At 71.4% G+C, this 24,765-nt stretch carries 14 protein-coding genes and 2 pseudogenes; 5 read left to right on the top strand and 11 right to left on the bottom strand.

Translation table 11 applies throughout. The features are described 5' to 3' along the window. Nucleotides 1–182 precede the first annotated feature (182 nt). Nucleotides 183–2,519 carry a bifunctional glycosyltransferase/CDP-glycerol:glycerophosphate glycerophosphotransferase gene (locus IEY86_RS29170; protein ID WP_189134888.1) on the top strand — a complete coding sequence of 779 codons (2,337 nt, stop codon included), beginning with the start codon at nucleotides 183–185 and terminating at the stop codon, nucleotides 2,517–2,519. On the opposite strand, the pseudogene IEY86_RS29165 reads toward IEY86_RS29170, so the two are convergent. Together IEY86_RS29165 and IEY86_RS29160 are read right to left on the bottom strand one after the other, a co-directional pair. After that, a pseudogene (locus IEY86_RS29165) lies at nucleotides 2,480–2,773 on the bottom strand (GtrA family protein); the annotation flags it as partial. The gene IEY86_RS29170 and the pseudogene IEY86_RS29165 sit on opposite strands and share 40 nt — an antisense overlap. After that, on the bottom strand, nucleotides 2,770–3,750 hold the full coding sequence (locus IEY86_RS29160; RefSeq protein WP_189134887.1) for a glycosyltransferase family 2 protein: 981 nt from the start codon (nucleotides 3,748–3,750) through the stop codon (nucleotides 2,770–2,772). The pseudogene IEY86_RS29165 and the gene IEY86_RS29160, both read right to left, overlap by 4 nt. Between IEY86_RS29160 and IEY86_RS36910 the strand changes: the two are divergent. After that, nucleotides 3,734–5,188, top strand: a pseudogene (locus IEY86_RS36910) (DUF6056 family protein); the annotation flags it as partial. The gene IEY86_RS29160 and the pseudogene IEY86_RS36910 sit on opposite strands and share 17 nt — an antisense overlap. Nucleotides 5,189–5,229: 41 nt before the next feature. Here IEY86_RS36910 and IEY86_RS29155 read toward each other — a convergent pair. Beyond that, a complete protein-coding gene (locus tag IEY86_RS29155) occupies nucleotides 5,230–6,363 on the bottom strand; it encodes an acyltransferase family protein (RefSeq protein WP_189134886.1) in 1,134 nt (377 codons plus the stop codon). A 177-nt stretch (nucleotides 6,364–6,540) separates the two neighbouring features. Then, the gene (locus tag IEY86_RS29150; protein WP_189134885.1) at nucleotides 6,541–11,475 is read right to left on the bottom strand and encodes an NAD-glutamate dehydrogenase; all 4,935 of its coding nucleotides are present in this window, start codon (nucleotides 11,473–11,475) and stop codon (nucleotides 6,541–6,543) included. Between the two features lie 462 nt (nucleotides 11,476–11,937). Here IEY86_RS29150 and IEY86_RS29145 point away from each other — a divergent pair, with 462 nt between their 5' ends. Further along, nucleotides 11,938–12,504, top strand: coding sequence for a DJ-1/PfpI family protein (locus tag IEY86_RS29145; protein ID WP_189134884.1), 567 nt, complete (start codon nucleotides 11,938–11,940; stop codon nucleotides 12,502–12,504). A gap of 190 nt (nucleotides 12,505–12,694) precedes the next feature. On the opposite strand, the gene pruA is transcribed toward IEY86_RS29145, so the two are convergent. Continuing rightward, nucleotides 12,695–14,323 carry an L-glutamate gamma-semialdehyde dehydrogenase gene (pruA, locus tag IEY86_RS29140; protein ID WP_189134883.1) on the bottom strand — a complete coding sequence of 543 codons (1,629 nt, stop codon included), beginning with the start codon at nucleotides 14,321–14,323 and terminating at the stop codon, nucleotides 12,695–12,697. Between the two features lie 68 nt (nucleotides 14,324–14,391). Then, nucleotides 14,392–15,318 (bottom strand): proline dehydrogenase family protein, encoded by a 927-nt coding sequence (locus tag IEY86_RS29135; RefSeq protein ID WP_189134882.1) that lies wholly within the window; start codon nucleotides 15,316–15,318, stop codon nucleotides 14,392–14,394. A gap of 227 nt (nucleotides 15,319–15,545) precedes the next feature. On the opposite strand from IEY86_RS29135, the gene IEY86_RS29130 reads away from it, so the two are divergent. Next, nucleotides 15,546–16,733 carry a PucR family transcriptional regulator gene (locus IEY86_RS29130; protein ID WP_189134881.1) on the top strand — a complete coding sequence of 396 codons (1,188 nt, stop codon included), beginning with the start codon at nucleotides 15,546–15,548 and terminating at the stop codon, nucleotides 16,731–16,733. Between the two features lie 326 nt (nucleotides 16,734–17,059). On the opposite strand, the gene IEY86_RS29125 is transcribed toward IEY86_RS29130, so the two are convergent. From IEY86_RS29125 to IEY86_RS29110, 4 genes are all read right to left on the bottom strand, one after another. Continuing rightward, nucleotides 17,060–17,713 carry an HAD family hydrolase gene (locus IEY86_RS29125; RefSeq protein ID WP_189134880.1) on the bottom strand — a complete coding sequence of 218 codons (654 nt, stop codon included), beginning with the start codon at nucleotides 17,711–17,713 and terminating at the stop codon, nucleotides 17,060–17,062. A 49-nt stretch (nucleotides 17,714–17,762) separates the two neighbouring features. Further along, nucleotides 17,763–18,269, bottom strand: coding sequence for a DUF6912 family protein (locus IEY86_RS29120; RefSeq protein ID WP_189134879.1), 507 nt, complete (start codon nucleotides 18,267–18,269; stop codon nucleotides 17,763–17,765). A gap of 118 nt (nucleotides 18,270–18,387) precedes the next feature. Beyond that, on the bottom strand, nucleotides 18,388–19,452 hold the full coding sequence (locus tag IEY86_RS29115) for an IS110 family RNA-guided transposase (RefSeq protein ID WP_189134878.1): 1,065 nt from the start codon (nucleotides 19,450–19,452) through the stop codon (nucleotides 18,388–18,390). Between the two features lie 234 nt (nucleotides 19,453–19,686). Further along, nucleotides 19,687–20,766, bottom strand: coding sequence for a patatin-like phospholipase family protein (locus IEY86_RS29110; protein ID WP_189134877.1), 1,080 nt, complete (start codon nucleotides 20,764–20,766; stop codon nucleotides 19,687–19,689). Nucleotides 20,767–21,217: 451 nt separating this feature from the next. Here IEY86_RS29110 and IEY86_RS29105 point away from each other — a divergent pair, with 451 nt between their 5' ends. Continuing rightward, nucleotides 21,218–21,538: an Rv3235 family protein gene (locus tag IEY86_RS29105; RefSeq protein WP_189134876.1), complete on the top strand. Its 321-nt coding sequence runs from the start codon at nucleotides 21,218–21,220 to the stop codon at nucleotides 21,536–21,538. A gap of 205 nt (nucleotides 21,539–21,743) precedes the next feature. Here the strand turns inward: IEY86_RS29105 and secA are convergent, their stop codons facing one another. After that, on the bottom strand, nucleotides 21,744–24,533 hold the full coding sequence (gene secA, locus IEY86_RS29100) for a preprotein translocase subunit SecA (RefSeq protein WP_189134875.1): 2,790 nt from the start codon (nucleotides 24,531–24,533) through the stop codon (nucleotides 21,744–21,746). Between the last annotated feature and the right edge of the window lie 232 nt (nucleotides 24,534–24,765).

The following is a 24,765-nucleotide window of genomic DNA, read 5'->3' as shown; positions in this document are numbered from 1 at the left end:
GCAAGCGCGCCGCACCGGAAGTCCGCCCCACCGGAAATCCGCCCCACCGGAGGTCCGCCCCACCAGAAGTCCGCCCCACCGGAGGTCCGCCGCACCGGAGGTCCGCCGCAAGCGCGCCGCACCGGAGGTCCCCGCACCGGCGGCGGCGGTCCGCGCCACCGACACCGGAAAGCCGAGGAGCCATGCCCCGACTGAGCATCGTCGTCCCCGTCCACAACGTCCGCGGCTACCTGTCCTCCTGCCTGGACTCGATCCTGACGCAGTCCTTCACCGACTTCGAGGTCATCGGCGTGGACGACGCCTCACCCGACGGGTGCGGGCGGATCCTCGACGAGTACGCCGCCCGGGACCCCCGGATCACCGCCGTGCACCTGCCGCGCAACGTCGGGCTGGGCCGGGCCCGCAACGCGGGCGCCGCCCGCGCCACCGGCGACTACCTGCTCTTCCTCGACAGCGACGACTCCTACTCCCCCGGCGCCCTGCGGGCCGTCGCCGAGCGGCTGGCGGCCACCGGCGACCCCGACATCCTGGTCTTCAACCACGTCCGGACCTCCTGGCGCGGATCCGGTGGCCGCAGCGACACGGTGGACCTGCTGCGCTCGGCGGGGAAGGACACGTTCACCGTCCATGAGCGCCCCGAGTATCTGCGCCTGTTCCTGGTGGCGTGGAACAAGGCGTACCGGCGGGAGTTCTTCACCGGGCACGGACTGGCCTTCGCCCCGGGGCTCTACGAGGACGCGCCGGTCACCTACCGGGCGATGCTGCTCGCGCGGTCCATCGCCTGCCTGGACCGGGTCTGCGTGGAGTACCGGCAGCGCCGCCAGGGAGCGATCACCTCCACGCCGGGGCGCAAGCACTTCGACATCTTCCCGCAGTACGACGCCCTGTTCGACTTCCTCGACGGCCGACCCGACCTCGACGACCTGGCGCCCGCGGTCTTCACGCTTGCCATCGGGCACTTCCTGAGCACGGTGGACAACCCCCAGCGGGTGCATCCCGCCGACCGCAGGGAGTTCTACCGCGCGGCCTCCCGCTTCTACCGGCGCCGGCTCCCCGAGGGCTTCCGGCTGCCCGAGGGGCCGTCAGGAGAGCGCTTCGCGCTGCTCGCCCGGGGAGCGGGCCCGGCCTACACCGCGCACCGCAACGCCGCGGCACGCGAGCGCCTGCGGTCGGCGGCCGCACGCGGACTCGGTCCTCACCTGCGGCGGCTGCGGCGGGCCGCCGACCGGTACGCCTACCGCCGCCTGCTCAGGCTCCCCCTGGACGAGAACCTGGCCGTCTTCACCGCCTACTGGAACCAGGGGGTGTACTGCTCGCCGGCCGCCCTCGAACGCGCCGCACGCGAGCTCGCCCCCGGCCTTCGCTGCGTGTGGGTGGTCAAGCCCTCTGCGGTGGAGTCGCTGCCGCCGGGCACCGACCATGTCGAGCCGGGCACCCGCCGCTACTGGGAGGTCATGGCCCGCGCCGCATACTTCATCGGCAACACCGACTTCCCTCACGACATCGAGAAGCGCGAGGGCAGCGTCCATGTGCAGACCCACCACGGCACCCCGCTGAAGACCATGGGCCTGGACCGGCTGCCCCGCCCGGCGGCGGCCACCGGGGTCAACTTCGGCCGGATGCTGCGCCTGGCCGACCGCTGGGACTACAGCGTCGTCGGCAACCCGCACTCGGCCGAGGTGTGGGAGCGCGCCTACCCGGCCGCGTACCGGACGCTGGCGCACGGGACTCCGCGCAATGACGTCTTCTTCACCGCGACCGCCGCCGATGTCGCCCGCGTCCGCGCCGGGCTCGGTATCGCCGAGGACCGCACGGCCGTGCTCTACGCCCCGACCCGCCGCGACTACCGCAAGGGGTACCTCCCCCGGCTCGACGTGGAGCGCCTCGCCCGGCGCCTCGGGCCCGGATACCAGTTGCTGGTGCGGCTGCACCACTCCTACGCCGAGGACCCGCTGCTGGCTCATCTGGCGGCCGAGGGTCTTGTGCTCGATGTGTCGGCGCACCCCGGCGTGGAGGAGCTGTGCCTGGCGGCGGACGCCCTGGTGACGGACTACTCGTCGATCATGTTCGACTACGCCTGCCTGGACCGGCCGATCGTCGTGCACGCCGACGACTGGCCGGTGTTCACCGCATCGAGGGGCGTCTACTTCGACCTGCTGTCCGGGGCACCCGGCGACACGCCGGGGGTCGTGGCCAGGACCGAGGACGAACTCGTCGAGGCGTTCGTAGGCGGGCTCTGGGACTCGCCGGAGGCGGCACGGCTGCGTTCCGCGTTCCGGGAGCGGTTCTGTGTGTTCGAGGACGGCAGGGCCGCCGAGCGGGTGATCCGCTCGGTGGTGCTCGGCGAGCCGGACGAGGCACTGCCGCCGTTCGCCCCGATGGCGGAGCGCACCCCGGCGCCCGGGCCCCGGCCCAGGAGGACCCGCCTGGTGACCAGGAAGGTCACCGGCATGACGGCCGCCCCGCTGATGAGCGGGGCCACCTCCTCGGGCACCGCGAGCCAGGACACACAGCAGTAGAGGGCCGCCGCCCCACCGAGCAGGTTCACCGCGCCCGTGATCGGGTAGAGCGCGAACGCCCGCCAGGTGGGGCGGGTCCGGCAGGTCACCCAGGAGTTCAGCAGGAAGGAACCGGTCAGGCCGGCGGAGAAGGCCAGGGCATGCGCCACCAGATAGGGCAGCCGGGGAATGAGCGCCAGATAGGCGGCATAGTAGGTGGCGGTGTTCAGCACCCCGATGAGCGCGAAGCTCAGGAATTGCCGCCGAAGGCTCATTTCTGTCCCACGGCCGCGGCTTCGCCACTCTTTTGGCGCAATGGAATCGCACGGAAGTCCGCATCGGTTTCCCTTACGACATAGTGGGGCCGCTGCTTGCTTTCCCGGTAGATCCGTCCGACATACTCGCCGACCACTCCGAGGGTCACCAGCTGGATTCCACCGAGCCCGACGACAACGGTGATCAGCGTGGCGTATCCGGGGGTTTCCACACCATGGAGGAGTACCCCGCAGATGATCCAGACGGCGTAGGCGGACGCGGCGGCGGCCAGCGAGATACCGACGTGGACGGCAAGCCTCAGCGGCTTGCTGTTGAACGAGATCAGACCGTCGACGCCGTAGTTGAGCAGGTTCTTGCCGCCCCATTTGGAGCGCCCGGCGGCGCGGGCGCTGTTGGGGTAGTCGAAGCAGACCGTGTCGAAGCCGATCCAGGAGAAGATCCCCTTGGAGAAACGGTTGCTCTCCGGCAGGGCCAGGATGGCGTCCACCGCCTTGCGCGAGAGCAGCCGGAAGTCCCCGACCCCGTCCATGAGCTCCACATCCACGTACCGGGTGGCCAGCCGGTAGTAGAGCCGGGACAGCAGCCTGCGCACCAGCCCCTCGCCCTGGCGGTCCCGTCTGGCCACCACCTGGTCGTAGCCGCGCCGGTACAGCTCCACCATCCGGCCGATCAGCTCCGGCGGGTGCTGGAGGTCGCCGTCCATGAGCACGGTCGCCTCCCCCGTGCAGGAGCGCAGCGCGGCCAGGACCGCCGCCTCCTTGCCGAAGTTCCGGCTGAACGACACATAGCGCACCCGGTTGTCGGCGGCGGCGAATTTACGCAGGGCCTCGCGCGTTCCGTCCGAGCTGCCGTCGTCGACGTAAGTGATTTCGAAGCTCTCCGTGATCCTCGCCAGCGACTCGAGCAGCGTCGAGTGAAATAGCCCGATCACATCGACTTCGTTGTAGCACGGCACCGCAATGGAGATTTCGACCACATCGCGGACACTACACTGCGAAAAATCTCATCGGCTCGAACAACAGGCGCTCACCATGAAATCCATTGATTTGGCCGAACCCCGGCTGGAGACACCCGAGGAGAAGGACACCCGCACTCCCGCGCGACTGGTCGCGCTGGGGGTTTCCGCCCTCGCGCTCGGAATGCTGACCGTGGCCTCGTGGGCCGGTCTCGATGTGCGGCCCAGCGGCGACGACTGGTGCTTTCTGCCGAAGGTGCGCGACCACGGAATCGGGCGGCTGGTCCACGACTTCTACTTCGCCGAGAACGGCCGGATCGCCAACGCGGTGGCGGTCGGCCTCTACAGCAGGGCCGGACTGCTCGGGCACCGGCTCTTCCCCGTCGTCACCGCCGTGGGGACGGTCGCGGTGCTGTTCGCCCTCGTCAGCGCGCTGTGGCGGGCGCTCGGCCTGAGCGCCCCGGCCGCCGTCCGCCTCGCCGCGGCGGCGACCGCCTCCGCGCTCTTCCTGCTGGCGCAGCCGAATCCGTACCAGACCCTCCTGTGGCCGGCGAGCTCCGTCTCCCACACCGTGCCCCCGGTGCTGGCGCTTGCGGCGGTGGCGTTCGCGGTCGGGGCGCGGCGGCCCCGGTACCGGTGGTGCGCCGCCGCCGTGGCGTTCCTGACCGGGGTGTGCCTGGGCACGCTGTCCGAGGAGACATCGGTCGTCGCCCTCGTGTCGCTCGGCGCGTTCCTGCCGGCGCACCGCCGGATGCTCGCGGAGGGCGCACGCCGGTACGCGGCCGTCTGCGCGGGCCTGGGCGTGGCCGGTCTGGCGACGGGGCTGGCCGTGCTCGCCACCTCGCCGGGCGCGCGTGCGCGCCGGGCACGGCTGGGGGTGCACTCCTCCGCCTTCTCGCCGGGGGAGCAGGCGGCGGCCGTGCGCGACTGGCTGAGGATCATGGTGACGCTGGCCTCCACCTGGCAGTACCTGGCGGCCGTCGCCGTCGGCCTTCTGCTCGGGGTGGTCACCCAGGCCGCCCCCCGGGTGCGCGTTCGCCCTCTGCTCGCCCTGCCCGCCGGGGTGTTCGCGCTGGCCGCCCTTGCCGCGACCCTGGTCGTGAGGCCCGCGTTCGGCAAGTGGACCTCGCTGTCCTCGCGCACCTGGAACGACTACCTGCTCCTGCTGGTGGTGGTGCTGGTCGGCTACGGGGCGCTGCTCGGGATGGCGGCCCGCCGGTGGCAGCGCCCGCCGACCGGCGTCACCACGGTGCGGGCCGCCGTGTTCTCGGCCGTCGTGGCCGCCTGGTGCGTGGCGGGACTGGCGCCCCCCACGTTCCGGATGGCCGCGGACACCGCCGCCCGGGCGGCACGCTGGGACCGGCAGGACGCCCGCCTCGAGGCCGCCGCCGCCCGAGGGGTCCGCGCACCCACCTATGTCCCGCAGCCGATCGGCGGCCTGCGCGAGCCCTTCTCCCTGCCGAGGAACCGGGACTGGGCGGCCACCTGTGTGGCCCGCTACTACCGCGTGCCCTCGGTGAGCCCTTCGGATGCCGGGGACGGCACGAATCCGCCGGGCCCGCGCCGGCGCAGCGGTCCCGTCAACGCGCGCAGCACCGACCGCGGCTCGACGGCCCAGCGGGTGGCCCTTCTGACCGGCTCCGAGGTCAGGACCACGGCGAAGGCGGCGGAGCCCGCGGTCACCATCACGGCGCCGAATACCCCACCCCAGGCGGCGAGCGAGTACAGGCCGTAGGCCTGCGCCGCCTGCACCACGAGGCCGTGCAGCAGGTACGGGTACATCGTCACCGTGCCGAGCGCCGTGAACGCGGCCCGGTGGCGCGGCACCCAGGCGAAGAAAGCCACGACCAGTGCGCCCGAGACGACGAGCATGGCCGCGCGCACCACCAGGTACTGCGTCAGGCCGACGTGCAGCTCGGTGTGGCTGTACTGCATCGGCATCCAGTTGGGGCTGGCCCTCGGCGCGATCCACCACGCTCCGGCGGCGGCCGTGGCGGCGGCGCCCACGCCGAAGCGGCGCACGGCCGGACGGCGCAGCCGCCGGAAGTGCTCGGGGGCCATCCGAAGGCCGATGACGAACCAGGGCAGGAACTGCAGCACCCGCGGCAGCGCCAGGTCGTAGTGGATGAACGTGGTCCCGGAGGCGAGGGAGACCACGACCGACACGGCGACCGGTCGGCGCACCGCCGTCCACACGGGGACGGTGATCCGCCACACGAACAGGGCGAGGAGGAACCAGCACAGATAGGTGGGGGTGGTCGGGGTGATCGCGAACGGGCGGCCCCAGGCCAGGGTGAACAGGGCGGTGTAGGCGGTCTCGAAGATCAGATACGGCAGCAGGACGGTGGCGGCCAGCTTGCGGATCTGCTCGGGGCGGCCGGTGAAGCCTCGTGAGAAGTAGCCCGAGAGCAGGACGAACGCGGGCATGTGGAAGCTGTAGAGGAACAGATAGGCCGCCTTGACCACACGCATCTCGTTGATCAGCGGCCCCCAGTTGTGGCCGATCACGACGAGCACGACGAGCAGGAACTTGGCGTTGTCCAGGAACGGGTCGCGCGCCGGCGCCGGCCTGGACCGGGCGGACGGCACCGGTGACTCGACGGCGGCTCGCGAGAGGGCGGCGGGTGCGGTCATTGCACGGAGGCTAGTGACGCCCTTTTTGTCTGGATGGCCGACTCACGCACGTTTTACGGAAATCCGCCAGTAGGACAACCCGAACGGCGCACCGGCGCCAGGCAGTCGAGCGAAGCCCCCAACGCCGAAGGGCGGCCCTCCCGCGGGGAGGCCGCCCTTCGGTCATCGTTCGAACGCTCAGTGGAGCGTCTTGTTGCGCAGCAGGGTGCGGATCGTGCGCATGGCCACGGACAGGTTGGCCAGGTCGAACTGCTCCGACCCGCGGATCTCCTCCAGGGTGGTGCGGGCACGGGTGACCAGTGCCGCGTTCTTGCCCTCCCAGGCCTGGAAGCGCTCCTCCGGTGTGCCCTCGGCCGTGACGAGCACGTCCGCGGTCAGCGCCGACTGTGCGGCGAACAGGTCCTCGCGGATGGCCGCACGCGCCATCGACTGCCAGCGGTCGGCCCTCGGCAGCTCGATGATCCGATCCAGCAGCTGGGTGATCTGGAGCCGGTCCCCGAGGTCGTAGTACACCTCGGCGACGTCCAGCGGCGCCTTGGCCGTGCGGTCCGCGACGTCCACGATGTCCAGGGTCGGGAACGCCGAGGAGAAGCCCGCGACCTTGGTCGCCGGTTCGTCCGGCACGCCCTCCTTGGTCAGCTCGTCGTGGATGCCCTGGTACCACTCCAGGTCCGAGCCGCGCAGCAGTTTGGGCAGCTGCGCCCAGACCTGGGAGACGCCCTCGGCGAACAGCTCGATGCTCTTGGCGATGTCCAGCGGCTGCGGGCGGTTGTTGAGCAGCCAGCGGGTGGCCCGCTCGACCAGGCGCCGCGAGTGCAGGCGGATCCGGGTCTGGACCCCGGCCGGGACCTTGTTGTCGAGCGCCTCGACCTCGTCCCAGATCTGGTTGTGCTTGAAGATCGCCCGGGCCGCGGTGTGCGCCCGCACGATCTCCTCCGTGGACGCCCCGGTCTCCTCGCGCAGGCGGTGGATGAAGGTGATGCCGCCGGCGTTGACCGTGTCGTTGACCAGGACCGTGGTGACGATCTCGCGGCGCAGCGCGTGGCTGTCGATCTGCCCGGCGAACTGCTCGCGCAGCGGCTTGGGGAAGTACTCGTGCAGGAGCTCGCGCAGGTACGGGTCGTCGGGCAGGTCGGTGGCCAGCAGCTCCTCGGCCGTGACGATCTTGGTGTAGGCCAGGAGGACGGCCAGCTCCGGCTGGGTCAGGCCCTGACCGGCGTTGAGCCGCTCGCGGATCTGGCGGTCGGCGGGCAGGAACTCCAGCGCCCGGTCCAGCAGCCCGTCGCGCCCCAGCTTGCGCATGAACCGCTGGTGGGCCTGCAGAAGGCTGGGGGCCTGGGCGACGGAGTTGGCCAGGGCGACGTTCTGCGCGTAGTTGTTGCGCAGGACCAGGGCGCCCACCTCGTCGGTCATGTCGGCGAGCAGCTTGTTGCGCTGCTTGACCGTCATGTCCCCCTCGGTGACCACGCTGTTGAGGAGGATCTTGATGTTCACCTCGTGGTCGGAGGCGTCCACACCCGCGCTGTTGTCGATCGCGTCGGTGTTGATCCTTCCGCCCTGCTGGGCGAACTCGATGCGGCCGAGCTGGGTCAGGCCCAGGTTGCCGCCCTCGCCGACGACCTTGACCCTCAGGTCCTGGCCGTCGACGCGGATGGCGTCGTTGGCCTTGTCGCCGACGTCGGCGTTGGACTCGGTGGAGGCCTTGACGTAGGTGCCGATGCCGCCGTTCCACAGCAGGTCCACGGGGGCCTGGAGGATGGCCTTCATCAGCTCGGCGGGGGTCATCTTGGTGATGTGCGGCTCGATGCCCAGCGCCGCCCGCACCTGCGTGGTGATCGGGATCGACTTCGCGCTGCGCGGGAAGATCCCGCCGCCCGCCGAGATCAGGCCGGTGCCGTAGTCCGCCCAGGAGCTGCGCGGCAGCTCGAACATCCGGCGCCGCTCGGCGTAGGAGGTGGCCGCGTCCGGGGCCGGGTCGAGGAAGATGTGCCGGTGGTCGAAGGCGGCCACCAGCCGGATGTGCTCCGACAGGAGCATGCCGTTGCCGAACACGTCACCGGACATGTCGCCGACGCCGACGACCGTGAAGTCCTGCGTCTGGGTGTCGTGGCCGAGCTCGCGGAAGTGCCGCTCGACCGACTCCCAGGCGCCGCGGGCGGTGATGCCCATCTTCTTGTGGTCGTAGCCTGCCGAGCCGCCGGAGGCGAAGGCGTCGCCGAGCCAGAAGCCGTAGGCGTTGGCGACCTCGTTGGCGATGTCGGAGAACGTGGCGGTGCCCTTGTCGGCGGCGACCACGAGGTAGGTGTCGTCCTCGTCGTGGCGCACGACGTCCTGCGGGGGCACGACCTCGCCGCCGACGAGGTTGTCGGTGATGTCCAGCAGACCGGAGATGAAGGTCTTGTACGAGGCGATGCCCTCGGCCAGCCAGGCCTCGCGGTCCACCGACGGGTCGGGCAGGTGCTTGCCGACGAAGCCGCCCTTGGCGCCCACCGGCACGATCACCGTGTTCTTGACCATCTGCGCCTTGACCAGGCCCAGGACCTCGGTGCGGAAGTCCTCGCGGCGGTCGGACCAGCGCAGGCCGCCTCGGGCGACCTTGCCGAAGCGCAGGTGGACGCCCTCGACCCGCGGCGAGTACACCCAGATCTCGAACGCCGGGCGGGGCGCGGGCAGATCCGGGATGGCCCGCGGGTCGAACTTCATCGACACGTACGAGTGCGGCTGGCCCTGCGAGTCGCGCTGGAAGTAGTTGGTGCGCAAGGTGGCCTTGATGAGTGTGAGGAACGAGCGCAGGATGCGGTCCTCGTCCAGGCTCGCCACCTTGTCCAGCGCGCCGTCCAGCTCCTCCAGCAGCCCGTCGGTCAGCTCGCTGCCGGCCGCCTGGTGGCCCGGGGACAGCCGCGCCTGGAACAGGTTCACCAGCAGGCGCGTGGTGTGGACGTTGGTCTGGAGGGTGGTCTCCATGTAGTCCTGGCTGAACGTGGAGCCCGCCTGGCGCAGGTACTTGGCGTAGGCGCGCAGCACCGTGGCCTGGCGCCAGGTCAGACCCGCGCGCAGCACCAGGGAGTTGAAGCCGTCGTTCTCCGCACGCCCGGTCCACACCGCGGCGAAGGCGTCCTGGAAGCGCTCGCGGGCGTCGTCGCTCAGATCCCCGGAGGAGACGTCCACGCGCAGGCCGAAGTCGTAGACCCACGCCTTGGAGCCGTCGGCGCGGCGCAGCTCGTAGGGCCGCTCGTCGACGACCTCGACGCCGAGGCGCTGCAGAACCGGCAGGACCTCGGTGAGGATGACCGGCTCACCGGTGCGGTAGATCTTGAACCGGCGCTCACCCGGGGCGGCGCCCACCGGCTCGTACAGGCTCAGGGTGAAGTCGCCGCCCGGCCACAGGCCCTCGATGTGCTGGAGGTCGGCGACCGCGGTGCGCGGCGGGAAGTCCGCCTTGTAGCCCTCGGGGAAGGCCTGGGCGTAGCGGCGGGCCAGGGCCGCGGCCCGCTCCTCGCCGCACTCGGACAGCAGCGCCTCGGCGAAGCCGTCGGCCCAGGAGCGGGCGGCCTCGGCCAGCCGGGCCTCGATCCGCTCGACCTCGGCGTCGGGGAGCTTGCCGAGCTCCGTGCCGGGCTCGACCCGCACCACGAAGTGCAGCCGGGAGAGCACCGATTCGGTGTGCAGGGCGGTGAAGTCCACGGCCCGGCCGTTCAGCTCCTCCATGAGGATGCCGGTCAGGCGCAGCCGCACCTCGGTGGTGAAACGGTCCCTCGGCACGTAGATCAGCGCCGAGTAGTAGCGGCCGTACTCCTCCTTGCGCAGGAACAGGCGCAGCCGGCGCCGCTCCTGGAGGTAGAGCACGCTGGTGGCGATGGACAGCAGTTCGTCGACCGAGGTCTGGAAGATCTCGTCGCGCGGGTAGGTCTCGAGGATCTGGAGCAGGTCCCGGCCGTCGTGGCTGTTGGCGGAGAAGCCGGCCTTGGCCAGCACCTCCTCGACCTTGCGGCGCACCACCGGCACCCGGCGCACGGACTCGGTGTACGCGGCCGAGGAGAACAGGCCGAGGAAGCGGCGCTCGCCGATCACATTGCCCTCGGCGTCGAACGTCTTGACGCCGATGTAGTCCAGATAGGACGGGCGGTGCACGGTGGCGCGGCTGTTGGCCTTGGTGAGGACGAGCAGCTGCTTGTCACGGGCCTTGGCGCGGGCCTGCGCGGTCAGGCGGCCGAACGAGTGGGACAGCGGGTGGCCGGAGTCGCCCTGCTGGGGGTCCGAGCGCAGTATCCCCAGGCCCGTGCCCGGCACCGCGACGAGCATGTCCTCGGGGTCTCCGCCGTCGCCGACCTCGGTGGTCAGCTCGTACTCGCGGTAGCCGAGGAAGGTGAAGTGGTCGTCGGCCAGCCAGCGCAGCAGCTCCCAGGCCTCGCCGACCTCCTGCTCGGGCAGCGGCGGCGGGGAGGTGGCCAGCTCGTCGGCGACACGCAGCGCCGAGTCGCGCATCTTCGCCCAGTCCTCGACGGCCTCGCGGACGTCGGACAGGACGCGGCGCAGGTCGGCGGCGATCGCCTTGAGGTCCTCGCGGTCGGTCTCGCGGTCGATCTCGACGTGCATCCAGGACTCGGTGACCGCGTCCGGGGGCAGCTGCTCCTCCTCGCCGGTGCCGGGGCGGCAGGAGGGGCCGATGATCTCCAGGAGCTTGCCGGTCACGTCACGGCGCACGACCACCTGGGGGTGGATGACGATGTGGATGGCCCGGTCCTGGCGCGAGAGCTCATTGGTGACCGAGTCGACGAGGAAGGGCATGTCGTCGGTGACGACCTCGACCACGGTGTGGCTGCACGTCCAGCCGTTCTCCTCGACCGTGGGCGTGTGGACGCGCACGTTCGCGGTGCCCTGCGGGCGCTGTCCGGCGAGGCGGTAGTGCGACAGGGCCGCCCCGTAGACGTCGACCGGGTCCCGGTCGAGCAGGTCCTCCGGGGCGGTGTGCAGGTAGTACCGCTGCAGAAATGCCTCGAGAGCGCCAGGGGCGAGGCCCTGCTCCGGTTGTCCCCCCGCGGGGCTGTTCTCAGCTACCCGGGCGGCTCGCTTGAGCAGCTCGGCCTTGGCTTCGTCCAGCTTGGTCTGCATGGTCCTCTGGCTCCTGTCGCGCGCCGTTGCGTGACGTTAGATGAGTGCGGTGATCGGCCGCGCGTGTCTGGCGCGGAACCGGAAAACCGGCCCCTTGACGACGGTAGGCCGGATTGCGGTTTCTCGGGCTGTAATCCGAGGGAAGTGTCCGCTCGCTGTGGGAACGGTCGAGCGATCCGCCCCGGTCACGGCACGGCGGGGTCCACGCGGCCGGGCAGAGGCACCATCGCCCCCGGCGGGTATGGGGCTGATCACGAGGTCCAGGCTATCGCCCCCCGGGGCGGGCCTGTCAGCGGCCTTATATGTACAAACCGATGAGTAGATGTGGACGCCGTGGACAGTGCGGCACGGCGGCTGTCCTCTTGCCGGAACGGGGACGGACAGGCACGTTGGGAACGTCGGATCCGGGCCCGCCGGAGGCGGGTCCGCTGGTGTTGCGGACCGGATGGGCGGTGCGGTGCGATGGCGGCGAAGATCCTCATGGTGACCGGGGACGCGGCGGAGTCCCTGGAAGTCCTCTACCCCTACCAGCGGCTTCGTGAGGAGGGGTACCACGTCGACATCGCGGCGCCCTCCCGCAAGAGGCTGCAGTTCGTCGTCCACGACTTCGTGGACGGTTTCGACACCTACACGGAGAAGCCGGGCTACACCTGGCCCGCGGACCTGGCCTTCGCCGAGGTCGAGCCGCGGGACTACGTGGCCCTGGTCATCCCCGGCGGACGGGCGCCGGAGTACCTGCGCAACGACGCCGACCTCCAAAGGATCGTCAAGCACTTCTTCCAGGCCGAGAAGCCGGTGGCGCACATCTGCCACGGTCCGCTCGTCACCTCGTCGGTGGGGGCGCTCAAGGGGCGGCGCACCGCCGCGTACCCGGCGCTCGAGCCGGACGTCCTCGCGGGCGGGGGCTCCTACGAGGACGCGGAGGCGGTGGTGGACGGAGTGCTGGTGTCCGCGCGCGCCTGGCCGGACCACCCGGGGTGGATGCGGGAGTTCCTGGACGTGCTGAGGGCCAAGGCGCCGCTGGGCTGAACGCCGCGGCGGCCGAGGGCGGCCGGGCGGCCATCCGCGCGGGAGCGGGAGCGGGCTTCGCGGCGGCCGAGGGCGGCCGCCGCGGGCGCTGCCGCGGCCGGTTCCGGGTGAAGGCACGCAGCGCCCCCGGCCCGCTTCCTGGAGTTCCAGGGGTTCCAGCGGGTGGGGGCGCTCCGGGTGTCCATCGCTGTCAGCCCATGTGGGGGTAGCGGTAGTCGGTCGGCGGGACCAGCGTCTCCTTGATGGAGCGCGTGGAGGTCCAGCGCATCAGGTTCTGCTTGGCGCCGGCCTTGTCGTTGGTGCCGGAGGCCCGGCCACCGCCGAAGGGCTGCTGGCCGACGACCGCGCCGGTCGGCTTGTCGTTGACGTAGAAGTTCCCGGCGGCGAAGCGCAGCACCTCGGCGGCGTGCGCGGCGGCGGCGCGGTCCTGGGCGATGACGGCGCCGGTGAGCGCGTAGGCCGAGACCGACTCCATTTGGGCGAGCATCTCGTCGTACTTGTCGTCGTCGTAGACGAAGACACCGAGGATCGGGCCGAAGTACTCGTCGCGGAAGATCTCGTTGTCCGGGTCGGTGGAGGCCAGGACGGTCGGCCGCACGAACCAGCCCACCGAGTCGTCGTAGGTGCCGCCGGCGACGACCTCCACCGTCGGGTCGGCCTTGGCCCGGTCGATGGCGGCCTTGTTCTTGGCGAACGCCCGCTCGTCGATGACCGCGCCCATGAAGTTGGCCAGGTCGCCGACGTCGCCCATGGTCAGGCCCTCGACCTCGGCGGCGAAACCGTCCTTGATCCGCGACCAGAGCGAGGCGGGGACGTAGGCGCGCGAGGCCGCCGAGCACTTCTGGCCCTGGAACTCGAACGCCCCGCGGGTCATCGCGGTCTTGAGCACGGCCGGGTCGGCGGACGGGTGCGCGACGATGAAGTCCTTGCCGCCGGTCTCGCCGACCAGGCGCGGGTACGACTTGTAGTTCTCGATGTTGTTGCCGACCGTCTTCCACAGGTGCTGGAAGGTCCGGGTCGAGCCGGTGAAGTGGATGCCCGCCAGGTCCGGGTGGGCCAGGGCCACCTCGGAGACGGCGATGCCGTCACCGGTGACCATGTTGATCACGCCCGGAGGCAGCCCGGCCTCCTCCAGCAGCCGCATCAGCAGGTGGGCGGCGAAGGTCTGCGTCGGGGAGGGCTTCCACACCACGGTGTTGCCCATGAGGGCGGGAGCGGTCGGCAGGTTGCCCGCGATGGCCGTGAAGTTGAACGGCGTGATCGCGTAGACGAAGCCCTCCAGGGGGCGGTGGTCGCTGCGGTTCCACACGCCGGGGGAGTTCACCACAGGCTGCTCGGCCAGGATCTGGCGGGCGAAGTGGACATTGAACCGCCAGAAGTCGACGAGCTCGCACGGGGTGTCGATCTCGGCCTGCTGGGCGGTCTTGGACTGGCCGAGCATGGTCGCGGCGGCCAGGGTCTCGCGCCAGGGGCCCGAGAGCAGGTCGGCGGCCTTGAGGAAGACCGCGGCGCGGTCGTCGAAGGACAGCGCCCGCCACGCCGGGGCCGCGGCCAGGGCGGCGTCGACCGCGTCCTGGGCGTCCCGCGTCGTCGCGTTGCCGAAGGTGCCGAGCCGGGCGCCGTGGTTGTGCGGCTGGACGACGTCGACACGCTCGCCGCCGCCGAGGCGCTTGGTCCCGCCGATGGTCATGGTGAGCTCGAGAGGGTTGCTCGCGAGCTCCTTCAGCTTGGTCTCGAGCCGCGCCCGCTCGGGGGTGCCGGGTGCGTACGTGTGCACCGGCTCGTTGATCGGCGCGGGGACCTGGGTCACAGCGTCCATGGCCGTGTCTCCTTCGATCGTCGGGTCTTCATCGAACGTAGTGGCGCGGCGGCGGGGGCCGCGAGGGCTCAGCCGCGGGTGGCCAGGGACCTCAGGAAGAACGCGAGGTTGGCGGGGCGCTCGGCGAGACGGCGCATGAAGTATCCGTACCAGTCTGTTCCATAGGGGATGTACACCCGCATACGGTGCCCCTGCGACACCAGCCGCTCCTGCTCGGCCTCGCGGATGCCGAAGAGCATCTGGAACTCGTACTCGTCCGGCTTGCGGCCGCCCCGGTGCGCCAGGTCCTGCGCGATCGCCACCATGCGCGGGTCGTGCGAGCCGACCATGGGGTAGCCCTTGCCCGCCATGAGGATCTTCAGACAGCGGACATACGCCTTGTCCACCTCGTGCTTGTCCTGGAACGCGACCGTGGCGGGCTCCTTGTAGGCGCCCTTGACCAGGCGGACGCGCGAGCCCTCGCCGGCGAGGGCGTGGCAGTCGTCCTCGGTGCGGAACAGGTACGACTGCACGACCGCGCCCGTCCGCGGGAAGCGCTCGCGCAGCTCCGCCAGGATGGCGAGCGTGGAGTCCACGGTGGTGTGGTCCTCCATGTCGAGGGTGACCGTGGTCCCGGCCTGCGCCGCCGCCTCGACCACCGAGGTGACATTGGCCAGCGCCAGGTCGTGGCCGCCGGGCAGGGCCTGGCCGAAGGCCGACAGCTTCACGGACATCTCGGCGCGCACCCCGAGGTCCTCGGCTTCGAGGGCCTCGGCCAGGGCGAGGTAGGCGTCGCGGGTGCGCAGCGCCTCGGAGGCGTCGGTGATGTCCTCGCCCAGGTGGTCGAGGGTGACCTCGAGGCCGCGGGCGTTCAGGGACCGGACGGCGGCCAGGGAATCGTCGAGGGTCTCCCCCGCCACGAAGCGGTCGACCACGGGACGGGTGACCGGTGCGGCCGAGACGGCACGGCGAATGCCGTCGCTGCGCGCGGCGGCCAGGAGCACGGGACCCAGCACGGGACACCTCCACGATTTCCACGATCGGACTGCTCGGTCCGGGTTCCACGGTGAGGAACACGGGCCCTGGCGTGGCCGCGTCCCGGGGGTGGGGGAACGGGCGGCCACGGCAAGGCGAACCACTGTGAAACCTAGGGACCGGCCGGACCGCCCACCATCGACAGCTGTCACGCGTTCATGGCCCGGATCTCAGACAGATGTATGAAGCCCTGGGGGAGAATGGGCCCATGCGCGGCGATTACCAGGAACTGGTCGACGAGATCTCGGCGGCGCTCGCGGCGCCCGCGACGCTCGAGGACCGGGACTTCGGGCTGATCGCCTTCGGTGCCCACGACAGCGACGACGACCTGCCGATGGATCCGGTGCGCACGCGGTCGATCCTGGGCAGGCGCTCCACCCCGGCGGTGCGGCAGTGGTTCGAGAGCTTCGGGATCGCCCGGGCGCGGGGGCCGCTGAGGATCCCACCGGACCCGGCGGCCGGCGTGGTGATGGGCCGGATCTGCCTGCCCGTGCGGCATCAGGGGATCGTCCACGGATATGTGTGGCTGCTCGACGACGGGCACCTCGCCGATGTCGAGGTGGGACGGCCCGGGGTGCGGCCGGATCCCCGGCTGGAGCAGGCGATGGAGACGGCCGCCCGTATCGGGGCTCTGCTGGCCGCGGAGGCACTGGCCGGTGCTGAGCTCGGGGAGATGCTGCGGGCGGTGCTCACGGGGCCGCCGAGCGGCCGGGAGACGGCAAGGACGCAGCTGCGGGCGGCGATGGGACCGGCGGCGGACGGCCCGCTGGCCGTGCTCGCCGTCTCGTCGTGGTCCCTGGACTCCGACTCGCCCGACAGCGCCGGCACCGGCCCGGTGCCGGCCCCCGCCGCGGTGCCGGGCGCGGCGGCCGTGTGCGGTCTGCCCGGCTTCGGCCTCGGCGCCCTGGTCCGCCTGCGGACCCTCACCTCCCTGGAACCGGCCCGCACGGCGGCCTCGCGCCTGCTGAAGTCCCCGAGGGCGGCAGGGGCGGCCGTGGGCGTCGCGATGCCGAGGAAGGGCATCGAGGACCTGCCCGAGGCCTGGTACGAGGCCACGGGCGCGGCCAGGGCAGCGCGTGCCGACGCGCGGCTGGGCACGGTGGCCCTGTGGTCGGAGATCGGCCCCTTCCGGATGCTCACCGCGCTCCCCGAGGCGATGCCGGCGGACCCGGCGCTCTCCCCCCTGCTGAACCCCGCCAACCTCCAGCTCGCCCACACGGCGGAGGTCTTCCTCGACTGCGCCGGGCAGGTGGCCAGAGCGGCGGCAGCCCTGGGCATCCACCGCCAGACGCTCTACTACCGCCTGTCGAGAGTCGAGAAACTCACGGGCCTGGACCTCGACGAGGGCGAAGACCGGCTGCTCCTGCACATGGCGCTGAAGGCCGCGAGGCTCTAGCGGGCGGGGCGGCGGGTCCTCGGAACCAAGCGGCGCAGGCGCTGGGGAGCAAGCGGATGCCGGAGTCCCGGGCAGCCGGGCCCCAGGCCGCCGTGTCCCAGACAGCCGGGTCCAAGCGGCCGGGTCCCAGACAGCCGGGTCCAAGCGGCCGGGTCCCAGACAGCCGGGTCCAAGCGGCCGGGTCCCAGGTAGCCGGGGCCCAGACAGCGGTGGTCCCAGACAGCGGGGTCCCAGGCGGCCGGGCCATGGATGCCGCCGGTCTCCCGGCCTGAAGGCCGTCGGACTTTCGGCCGGGTCCAGGGGCCGCGCGCCGAGTTGCGCGGCTCTCAGGCAGCCAGTTCCTCCGCCATCTCCACCGCCTTCGCCAGGGAGTCCACGACCGGGACACCGGCGCGCTCCAGGCTGCCTCGGCTGTGTGAGCCACCGGTGTACAGGACCGCTTGGGCGCCGACGTGCGCGGCGGCCACCGCGTCGTCCACCGCGTCGCCGATCACCACCGTGCGCTTGACCGATATGCCGTCCAGGCCCGCGAGGTGGCGCACCATCTGCTCGGCCTTGCCGGCCGTCGAGTTGTCCTGGCGTCCGTCGACCCGCAGGAAGTGGCTCTCGATGCCGTGGCTGCGGATCAGTGGCAGGAGTTCGGCGTGCGGGGCGAGCGAGCACAGCGACTGGGTCCCGCCGGACGTCACCCGGGCCGCCAGCAGCTCCGCGGCCCCCGCCGCCAGACCGCAGGACTCGGCGAGCGCCCAGTAGTGGCGGTGGAAGGCGGCGTCCATCACGACCCACTCGTCGTCGGTGGGCAGGCGGCCCATCAGCCGCTCGTAGAAGCGGGGCACGGGCACGCAGTACAGCTCCCGGTACCGGTCCAGCGTGATCGGCGGCAGCCCTATCTCGGCGAAGGACGCGTTCGTGGCGTCGATGACGGCGTCGATGTCGTGCAGGAGCGTGCCGTTCCAGTCCCAGACGATATGAGTGCTCACACCAGGACCGTACCCGCCGCCAGTGACAGCGGGGCAGGGGACCGGGTGCTCACGGGAGCAGAGCGGTGATCTCCTGGGTGGCGTACCAGAGCAGCTCGTGGTCCTCCGCGCCGTCCACGGTGAAACGCGCGTCGTCGTCCCCCAGGTCCGCCGGGACGACCGCGTCCGCCGCCGCCGAGATGTCCGCCTCGGCGTCGTCGGCGTCCACGTGCACCGCCGCCGCCTTCGCCAGCGGGATCGGCTCCGCGAGGCGTACCGCGCCCAGCGTGGACGGGTCGAGACCGCGCTCGGGGTCGGCCACCGCCTGCGCGTCGGGGATGTCCACCGCCACGACGACCCGGCGGCGCGGGGCCTTGGCGTCGGCCGCCAGTTGGCGCAGCGAGGCCTGGGCGGCGCGCACCAGCGCCACGTACTCCAGCTCCTCGATGTCGTCCGAGCGGTACCACTCGCGCAGGCCCGGGGTCACCGCGTACGCGTCCAGCGGGCCGGGGCCCAGCTCACCCGCCTCGTGCGCCTCGGCCAGGCCCGACAAGGTGGTGGGAATGTACACACGCATCGGCAGGCCACTTCTCCGGGACGGGGCGGGACAACGGTCCCAGGATAAGGGCGCGGCACCGGCCGCGCCCGGGAAGGCCCGGCCCCCGGGAGGTCCGCGGGGAAGCTCCTATAGATCGTCAAGCGGTCTGTGGAAGCGGTTTGGTGGTGTGGATCATGTGGGGTAGGTGTCGGTAGACCTCGCGGGCGACGAACCGTTTCAGGCAGCGGATGACGTCCTTCTTGGTCATGCCTTCGGCGGTACGGCGGGCGACGTAGTCCCGGGTGCGTTGGTCGTACTTCATGCGGACCAGGACGATGGTGTGGAGGGCGTTGTTGGCCTGGCGGTCGCCGCCGCGGTTGAGGCGGTGGCGGTTGGTGCGGCCGGAGGAGGCCGGGACGGGTGCGGCCCCGCAGAGGTGGGCGAAGGCTGCTTCGGAGCGGAGCCGGTCGGGGTTGTCGCCCGCGCTCGTCAGCAGCTGGCCGGCGGTTTCGGGGCCGAGGCCCGGCAGGGCGATGAGTCTCGGGGCCGCTTTGGTGACCAGAGGTCCGATCTCCTTGTCCGCCTCTTTGATCTCCTCGTCGAGTGCTCGGTAGCGGCGGGCGAGCCGCCGCAGGGCGGTCTTGACCGCGCGGGCGGGATCGTCGAGTCGACCGGCCGGACGCGAGCGGGCCAAGGTGTCGGTCAGCTCTGGTGTGGACAGTCCCCGCAGCTTGTCCCGCACCTCGGAGGGAGCAGTGACGATGAGGGTGCGGATCTGGTTGATGGTCTGGGTGCGGGCCTTGACCGCGCTCTTGCGGACGACCCGCAGGGCGCGGATCGCCTCCACGGTTCCGTTGCGTGTCTTGGGTGTTCCTGCGGCCCGGCCGGACAGGACCGCGGTCGCGGCCCCGTAGGCGTCGATCGGGTCGGATTTGCCGTGGTCCCGCATTGCCTTGCGGTCCGGCCGGTCCACCTCGACCACCGTGATCTCGTTCGCGGTGAGGAACCGGGCGATCCCGGCGCCGTAGGCGCCGGTTCCTTCGATTCCCACGGCGAGGACCTCGCCGTGGGACCGGAGCCAGTCCAGCAGCCGCCGGTATCCCTCCGGCGTGGTCTCGAACCGTTCGGTGGCCAGGTGCCGGCCGATGTGGTCGATGACCGCCACCTGGTGGAGGTCGGTGTGGGTGTCGATCCCGCCGACCACCGCTGTCTCGTCTGCCATGCTGGTGTGTGCTGCCCTTCCAACGCCCAACGGTGGGAGGGCGCGAGCCGGTCGGGCAGACGGACAAGACAGTGATGGGACCTTTGGCCGGGCTCCTATGAAGTCACGGAAGCCCGACCGGCCACGCGCCGGACGGCATCGCCCGGCAGGCCGACGATTCCCCAAGAGGACAACGGAAGCGTCAGTCAGGCGGAGAGTCAGACCTCCGGGCGATGCCATCGCCAATCCTCACTGTCAGGCGGTGGCCGCCCGCAGCGCCGCCGCGCTGGTGCGCAGGGAGGTCTCCAGGACCCTCAGCCGGTGGACGGGGTCCATCATGTTGGCGCCCATCACGGTCAGGTCCTGCGGTCCCGGCACGACCAGTTCCACGCGGGCGCCCTCCTCCTCAAGCGCCTTCGCCTCCCGCAGCATCTTGCGGGTGACCGAGCGCCGGTAGCGGCGTTCCACGCGCGCGGGCAGGCTGCGCGGCTGGTCGAGGTCGCGGGACGCCATGGGCGCCAGCACGTACACCTCGTCCATCTCGTGGCCGAGCAGGAGGTCGATGCTGGTGGCCGACCACGTTCCGCCGTCCACGTAGCGGTGGCCGTCGATGGTCACGGGGACGAACCAGCCCGGGATGGCGCACGAGGCCAGCACCGCCTCCCCGACTCCCGCGGCAGGAGCCTCGGGGGCCCCGAACGCCACCCGCTCACCGGTGTCGTAGTCGACGGCGACCATGCGCAGGCCGGCGTGGTCGGGCCAGTCCTCCACGGGGCCCAGAGCGGCGAGCAGGACCCCGATGCCGTCCATGGTGGCGCGGCCGGTGGGCAGGAACGCCGACACCACCGTCTGGAAGGGGTAGCTGCGCGGATGGCGCACGGTGCGCCGCAGCAGGCTCGGCGAACCGATGCCCAGCCGCGGGGGCGGCGGCAGCGGGCCGCCGGTGGCGGTGTCGTAGTCGAACAGCAGGCCGCTGAGCGGGCCGCTGGTCAAAGGGGTGCCGCGCTGGTGGTCGCGCAGCTCGCAGGGGCTGACACCGGAGGAGAGCAGAGCGCCCAGGATCGACCCCGCGGAGGTTCCGACGATCACGTCGGCCGACCGCGGATCCCAGCCGGTGGCCTCCTCGAGGGCGCACAGCGCGCCGATGGCCCAGGCCGCGCCGAGCGTTCCTCCGCCGCCGAGGACCAGTCCGCGGCGCGGCCGCGGACCGCGGCTGCGCGACGCCGCCCGCACCCCCGCCTTCGCCCCCGCTTCGGCGCCGGCCCTTGCTGCCGCCCGGGCAGCGCCGGGCTTGTCGGCTTCGGGTTCGGAGACTCCCTCCGCACTGGTGGTCACGTCGCACCGCCACCTCTCACCTCGTGCGCAACAGGGCTACTGGTTCGGAAGAACGGCTGGTCCAACCACTACTTCCCGATCTTCCCCTCTCGGCACTCCACTCGCAGCGCTGTCCACCTTCGGGTGACCGGGGCTCCGGCACCGTTCGACCGAGGCCCGGCGCGCTCTCCGGGCCCTGGCCCGCCACCAGGCCAAAAACCGGGCAAATTCACCCAGATAGGTGAATCCACATGGAGGCGGGACCGCAGAGGCACTTCGTTGCCCGTTCACCGCCCGAGCGACTAGAAGTTTGATTACTCAGCGCTACGACCTGACACGGGGGTTTCGGGCAATGGCGGTATCAGCAACGGCAACACCGGGGCAGCGGCGACGACAGAGCGTGACCGGTCCGCCCCGGCGAGAGGATTCACGGCGTCCTGGCGGGGTCGCACGGCCGGGCGCCCGGGCGGCCGTGGGCGGCGACGTGCGCCGCTGGTTCGCGCAGGCACTGCTGGACGCGCTCACGGGACGGCGTTCGGCCACCACGTTGATGCGGGTGACCAGCAACGACGTCTACGAGCGCCTGTGGGAGCTCGCCGAGGAGGGCTCCTTGCGGCACAGTCCGCGCATGCCGGACGCGAAGGTGATCACCTGTCGGCACTCGGCCCCCGCGCCCGGCGTGCTGGAGGTCGGCGCGGTGGTGTGGGCGGCCGGGAGGTCGCGGGCGCTGGCCTTCCGCCTCGAACGCGGCCGCGACCAGCGCTGGCGCTGCACCGCCCTGGAGACGGGATGAGCGCGGACCGGGGCGGGACACGGGCGGGAGCTGTCCGGAGCCCCTGGCGCGGGACACGGTCCGCGCCGGGCGCGAGCCCCTGGCGCGGAACACGGGCGGCCCCGGCGCGGCCGGGCGCGGGACACGGCGGAGGCCGGTCCCCTGGTGGGAACCGGCCCCTGTCACCGTTCGCGGGTCACGCGGCGTTCACCGCTCGCGCCGCGCGTCACTTCTTGCGGCGACGGCCGCCCTTTTGCGCCTTGCGGCGCTCGGCGCGGGTCATCCCCGCCTCCGGGCCGGCGTCCGCACCGTCCTCGGACTCCAGGTCGCGCTCGACCACGCCGCCCTCGCCGTCCACCGTCGGAGCGGAGAAGTGCAGACGGTCCGGGCGCCGGCGCGCCTCCAGGCCCTTGGCCCGGATCTCGGGACGGCCCGCACCGGCCGGGACGGCGTCCTCCTTCTCCAGCGAGGGCGCGCCCTCCTGCTCGGGCACCGCGTCCACGGGGACCTCCTCGACCTGCTGCTCGACCTGGACCTCCAGGTTGAACAGGTAGCCGACGGACTCCTCCTTGATGCCCTCCATCATGGCCGTGAACATGTCGAAGCCCTCGCGCTGGTACTCCACCAGCGGGTCGCGCTGCGCCATGGCGCGCAGGCCGATGCCCTCCTGGAGGTAGTCCATCTCGTAGAGGTGCTCACGCCACTTGCGGTCGAGGACGGAGAGCACGACCCGGCGCTCGAGCTCACGCATGATCTCGTCGCCGAGCTCGGCCTCGCGGGCCTCGTACTGCTCGTGGATGTCGTCCTTGACCATCTCGGAGATCAGTTCGGCGGTGATGCCCTCGCGGTCCCCGGCCTCGTCCTCGACGTCGTCGAGGGTGACCTTGATCGGGTAGAGCTGGCCGAACGCGGACCAGAGCTTGTCCAGGTCCCACTCCTCGGCGAAGCCCTCGCCGGTCTCGGCGTGGACGTACGCGTCGATGGTGTCGTCCATGAAGTGGCGCACCTGCTCGTGCAGGTCCTCGCCCTCGAGGACGCGGCGGCGCTCGCCGTAGATGACCTCGCGCTGGCGGTTGAGGACCTCGTCGTACTTCAGGACGTTCTTGCGGATCTCGAAGTTCTGCGTCTCCACCTGCGACTGCGCCGAGGCGATGGCGCGGGTGACCATCTTGTTCTCGATCGGCACGTCGTCGGGGACGTTGGCCATCGCCATCACCCGCTCGACGAGCTGCGCCTTGAACAGGCGCATCAGGTCGTCGCCGAGGGAGAGGTAGAACCGGGACTCGCCCGGGTCGCCCTGGCGGCCGGAGCGGCCTCGCAGCTGGTTGTCGATGCGGCGCGACTCATGCCGCTCGGTGCCCAGCACGTACAGGCCGCCGAGGTCCTTGACCTCCTCGTGCTCCGCCTTGACCGCGGCCTTGGCCTTCTCCAGGGCGGCCGGGAGGGCGGCGGTCCACTCCTCCGGGGTCTCCTCGGGGGACAGGCCGCGCTGGAGCAGCTCGGCCTCGGCGAGGTGGTCGGCGTTGCCGCCGAGCTGGATGTCGGTGCCGCGGCCGGCCATGTTGGTGGCGACGGTGACGGCGCCCTTGCGGCCGGCCTGCGCGACGATCTGCGCCTCACGGTCGTGCTGTTTGGCGTTGAGCACCTCGTGCGGGACACCGCGCTTGCGCAGCTGCTGGGACAGGTACTCCGACTTCTCGACCGAGGTGGTGCCGACGAGGACCGGCTGGCCCTTCTCGTGCTTGCCGACGATGTCCTCCACGACCGCGGCGAACTTCGCCTCCTCGGTCCGGTAGATCAGGTCGGACTGGTCGACGCGGCAGACCTGGCGGTGCGTGGGGATCGGCACCACGCCGAGCTTGTAGATCTGATGGAACTCCGCCGCCTCCGTCATGGCCGTACCGGTCATGCCGCCGAGCTTGTCGTAGAGGCGGAAGAAGTTCTGGAGGGTGATCGTGGCGAGGGTCTGGTTCTCGTCCTTGATCTCCACCCCCTCCTTCGCCTCGATGGCCTGGTGCATGCCCTCGTTGTAGCGGCGGCCGGCGAGGATACGGCCGGTGTGCTCGTCGACGATCATGACCTCGCCGTCCATGACGACGTAGTCCTTGTCGAGCTTGTACAGCTCCTTGGCCTTGATCGCGTTGTTGAGGTAGCCGACGAGCGGGGTGTTCACCGACTCGTAGAGGTTCTCGATGCCCAGCCAGTCCTCGACCCGCTCGACGCCCTTCTCCAGGACACCGACGGTGCGCTTCTTCTCGTCGACCTCGTAGTCGCGGTCGCGCTGGAGGCGCGTGACCAGCTTGGCGAAGTCGGCGTACCACTTCGTGGCCTGGTCGGCGGGGCCGGAGATGATCAGCGGGGTCCGGGCCTCGTCCACGAGGATCGAGTCGACCTCGTCGACGATCGCGAAGTTGTGGCCGCGCTGGACCAGCTCGTCCTGCGACCACGCCATGTTGTCGCGCAGGTAGTCGAAGCCGAACTCGTTGTTCGTGCCGTACGTGATGTCGGCCCCGTACGCCTGGCGGCGCTCGGCGGGCGTCATGTTCGCCAGGATGCAGCCGACCTCGAGCCCGAGGAAGCGGTGGACACGGCCCATCCACTCCGAGTCGCGCTCGGCCAGGTAGTCATTGACCGTGATCAGGTGCACGCCCTTGCCCGACAGGGCGTTGAGGTACGCCGGCAGGGTGCCCACCAGGGTCTTGCCCTCACCGGTGCGCATCTCGGCGATGTTGCCCAGGTGCAGGGCCGCGCCACCCATGATCTGGACGTCGTAGTGGCGCTGGCCGAGGACGCGCTTCGCCGCCTCACGGACGGTCGCGAAAGCCTCGGGCAGCAGCGAGTCCAGGGACTCTCCGTCCGCGTAGCGCTCCTTGTACTCGTCGGTGAGCGTCCGAAGCTCGGCGTCCGTCAGGTTGACGAAGTCCTCTTCGATGGAATTGACCTGGGCCGCGATGCGGTTCAGCTTGCGAAGGATCTTGCCTTCCCCCGCGCGGAGGATCTTGTCGAAGACGGACACGTAAGCTGGCTCCTTGCCGATACGAACCTCACGCGCTTCTCCACGCGCCGGCACGGCGGACATGGGACCACCGCAACGGCCATCGTATGCGAGGTGCTACGCGGCGTGGGAGGTCCGGCGTCCCGCCGGTGCCGCGGTTCGCCGGGGAACGGCCGCGCGAGGGCCGGGGGAAGTGCCGAGGGACGGGTCGGGGGACGGGTCGGGGGAAGTGCCCGGCGGCGGCTGCCGCGGG

The sequence above is a fragment of the Wenjunlia tyrosinilytica genome (assembly GCF_014646055.1).
GTDB lineage: Bacteria > Actinomycetota > Actinomycetes > Streptomycetales > Streptomycetaceae > Wenjunlia > Wenjunlia tyrosinilytica.
This window is presented reverse-complemented; position numbering and strand designations above follow the sequence as displayed.

Coding starts and splice junctions, on each gene's coding strand:
- IEY86_RS29150 (WP_189134885.1), bottom strand. CDS start 11,475: ATGCAGACCAAGCTGGACGAAGCCAAGGCCGAGCTGCTCAAGCGAGCC.
- IEY86_RS29120 (WP_189134879.1), bottom strand. CDS start 18,269: ATGCGTGTGTACATTCCCACCACCTTGTCGGGCCTGGCCGAGGCGCAC.
- IEY86_RS29155 (WP_189134886.1), bottom strand. CDS start 6,363: ATGACCGCACCCGCCGCCCTCTCGCGAGCCGCCGTCGAGTCACCGGTG.
- IEY86_RS29170 (WP_189134888.1), top strand. CDS start 183: ATGCCCCGACTGAGCATCGTCGTCCCCGTCCACAACGTCCGCGGCTAC.
- IEY86_RS29145 (WP_189134884.1), top strand. CDS start 11,938: ATGGCGGCGAAGATCCTCATGGTGACCGGGGACGCGGCGGAGTCCCTG.
- pruA (WP_189134883.1), bottom strand. CDS start 14,323: ATGGACGCTGTGACCCAGGTCCCCGCGCCGATCAACGAGCCGGTGCAC.
- IEY86_RS29115 (WP_189134878.1), bottom strand. CDS start 19,452: ATGGCAGACGAGACAGCGGTGGTCGGCGGGATCGACACCCACACCGAC.
- IEY86_RS29130 (WP_189134881.1), top strand. CDS start 15,546: ATGCGCGGCGATTACCAGGAACTGGTCGACGAGATCTCGGCGGCGCTC.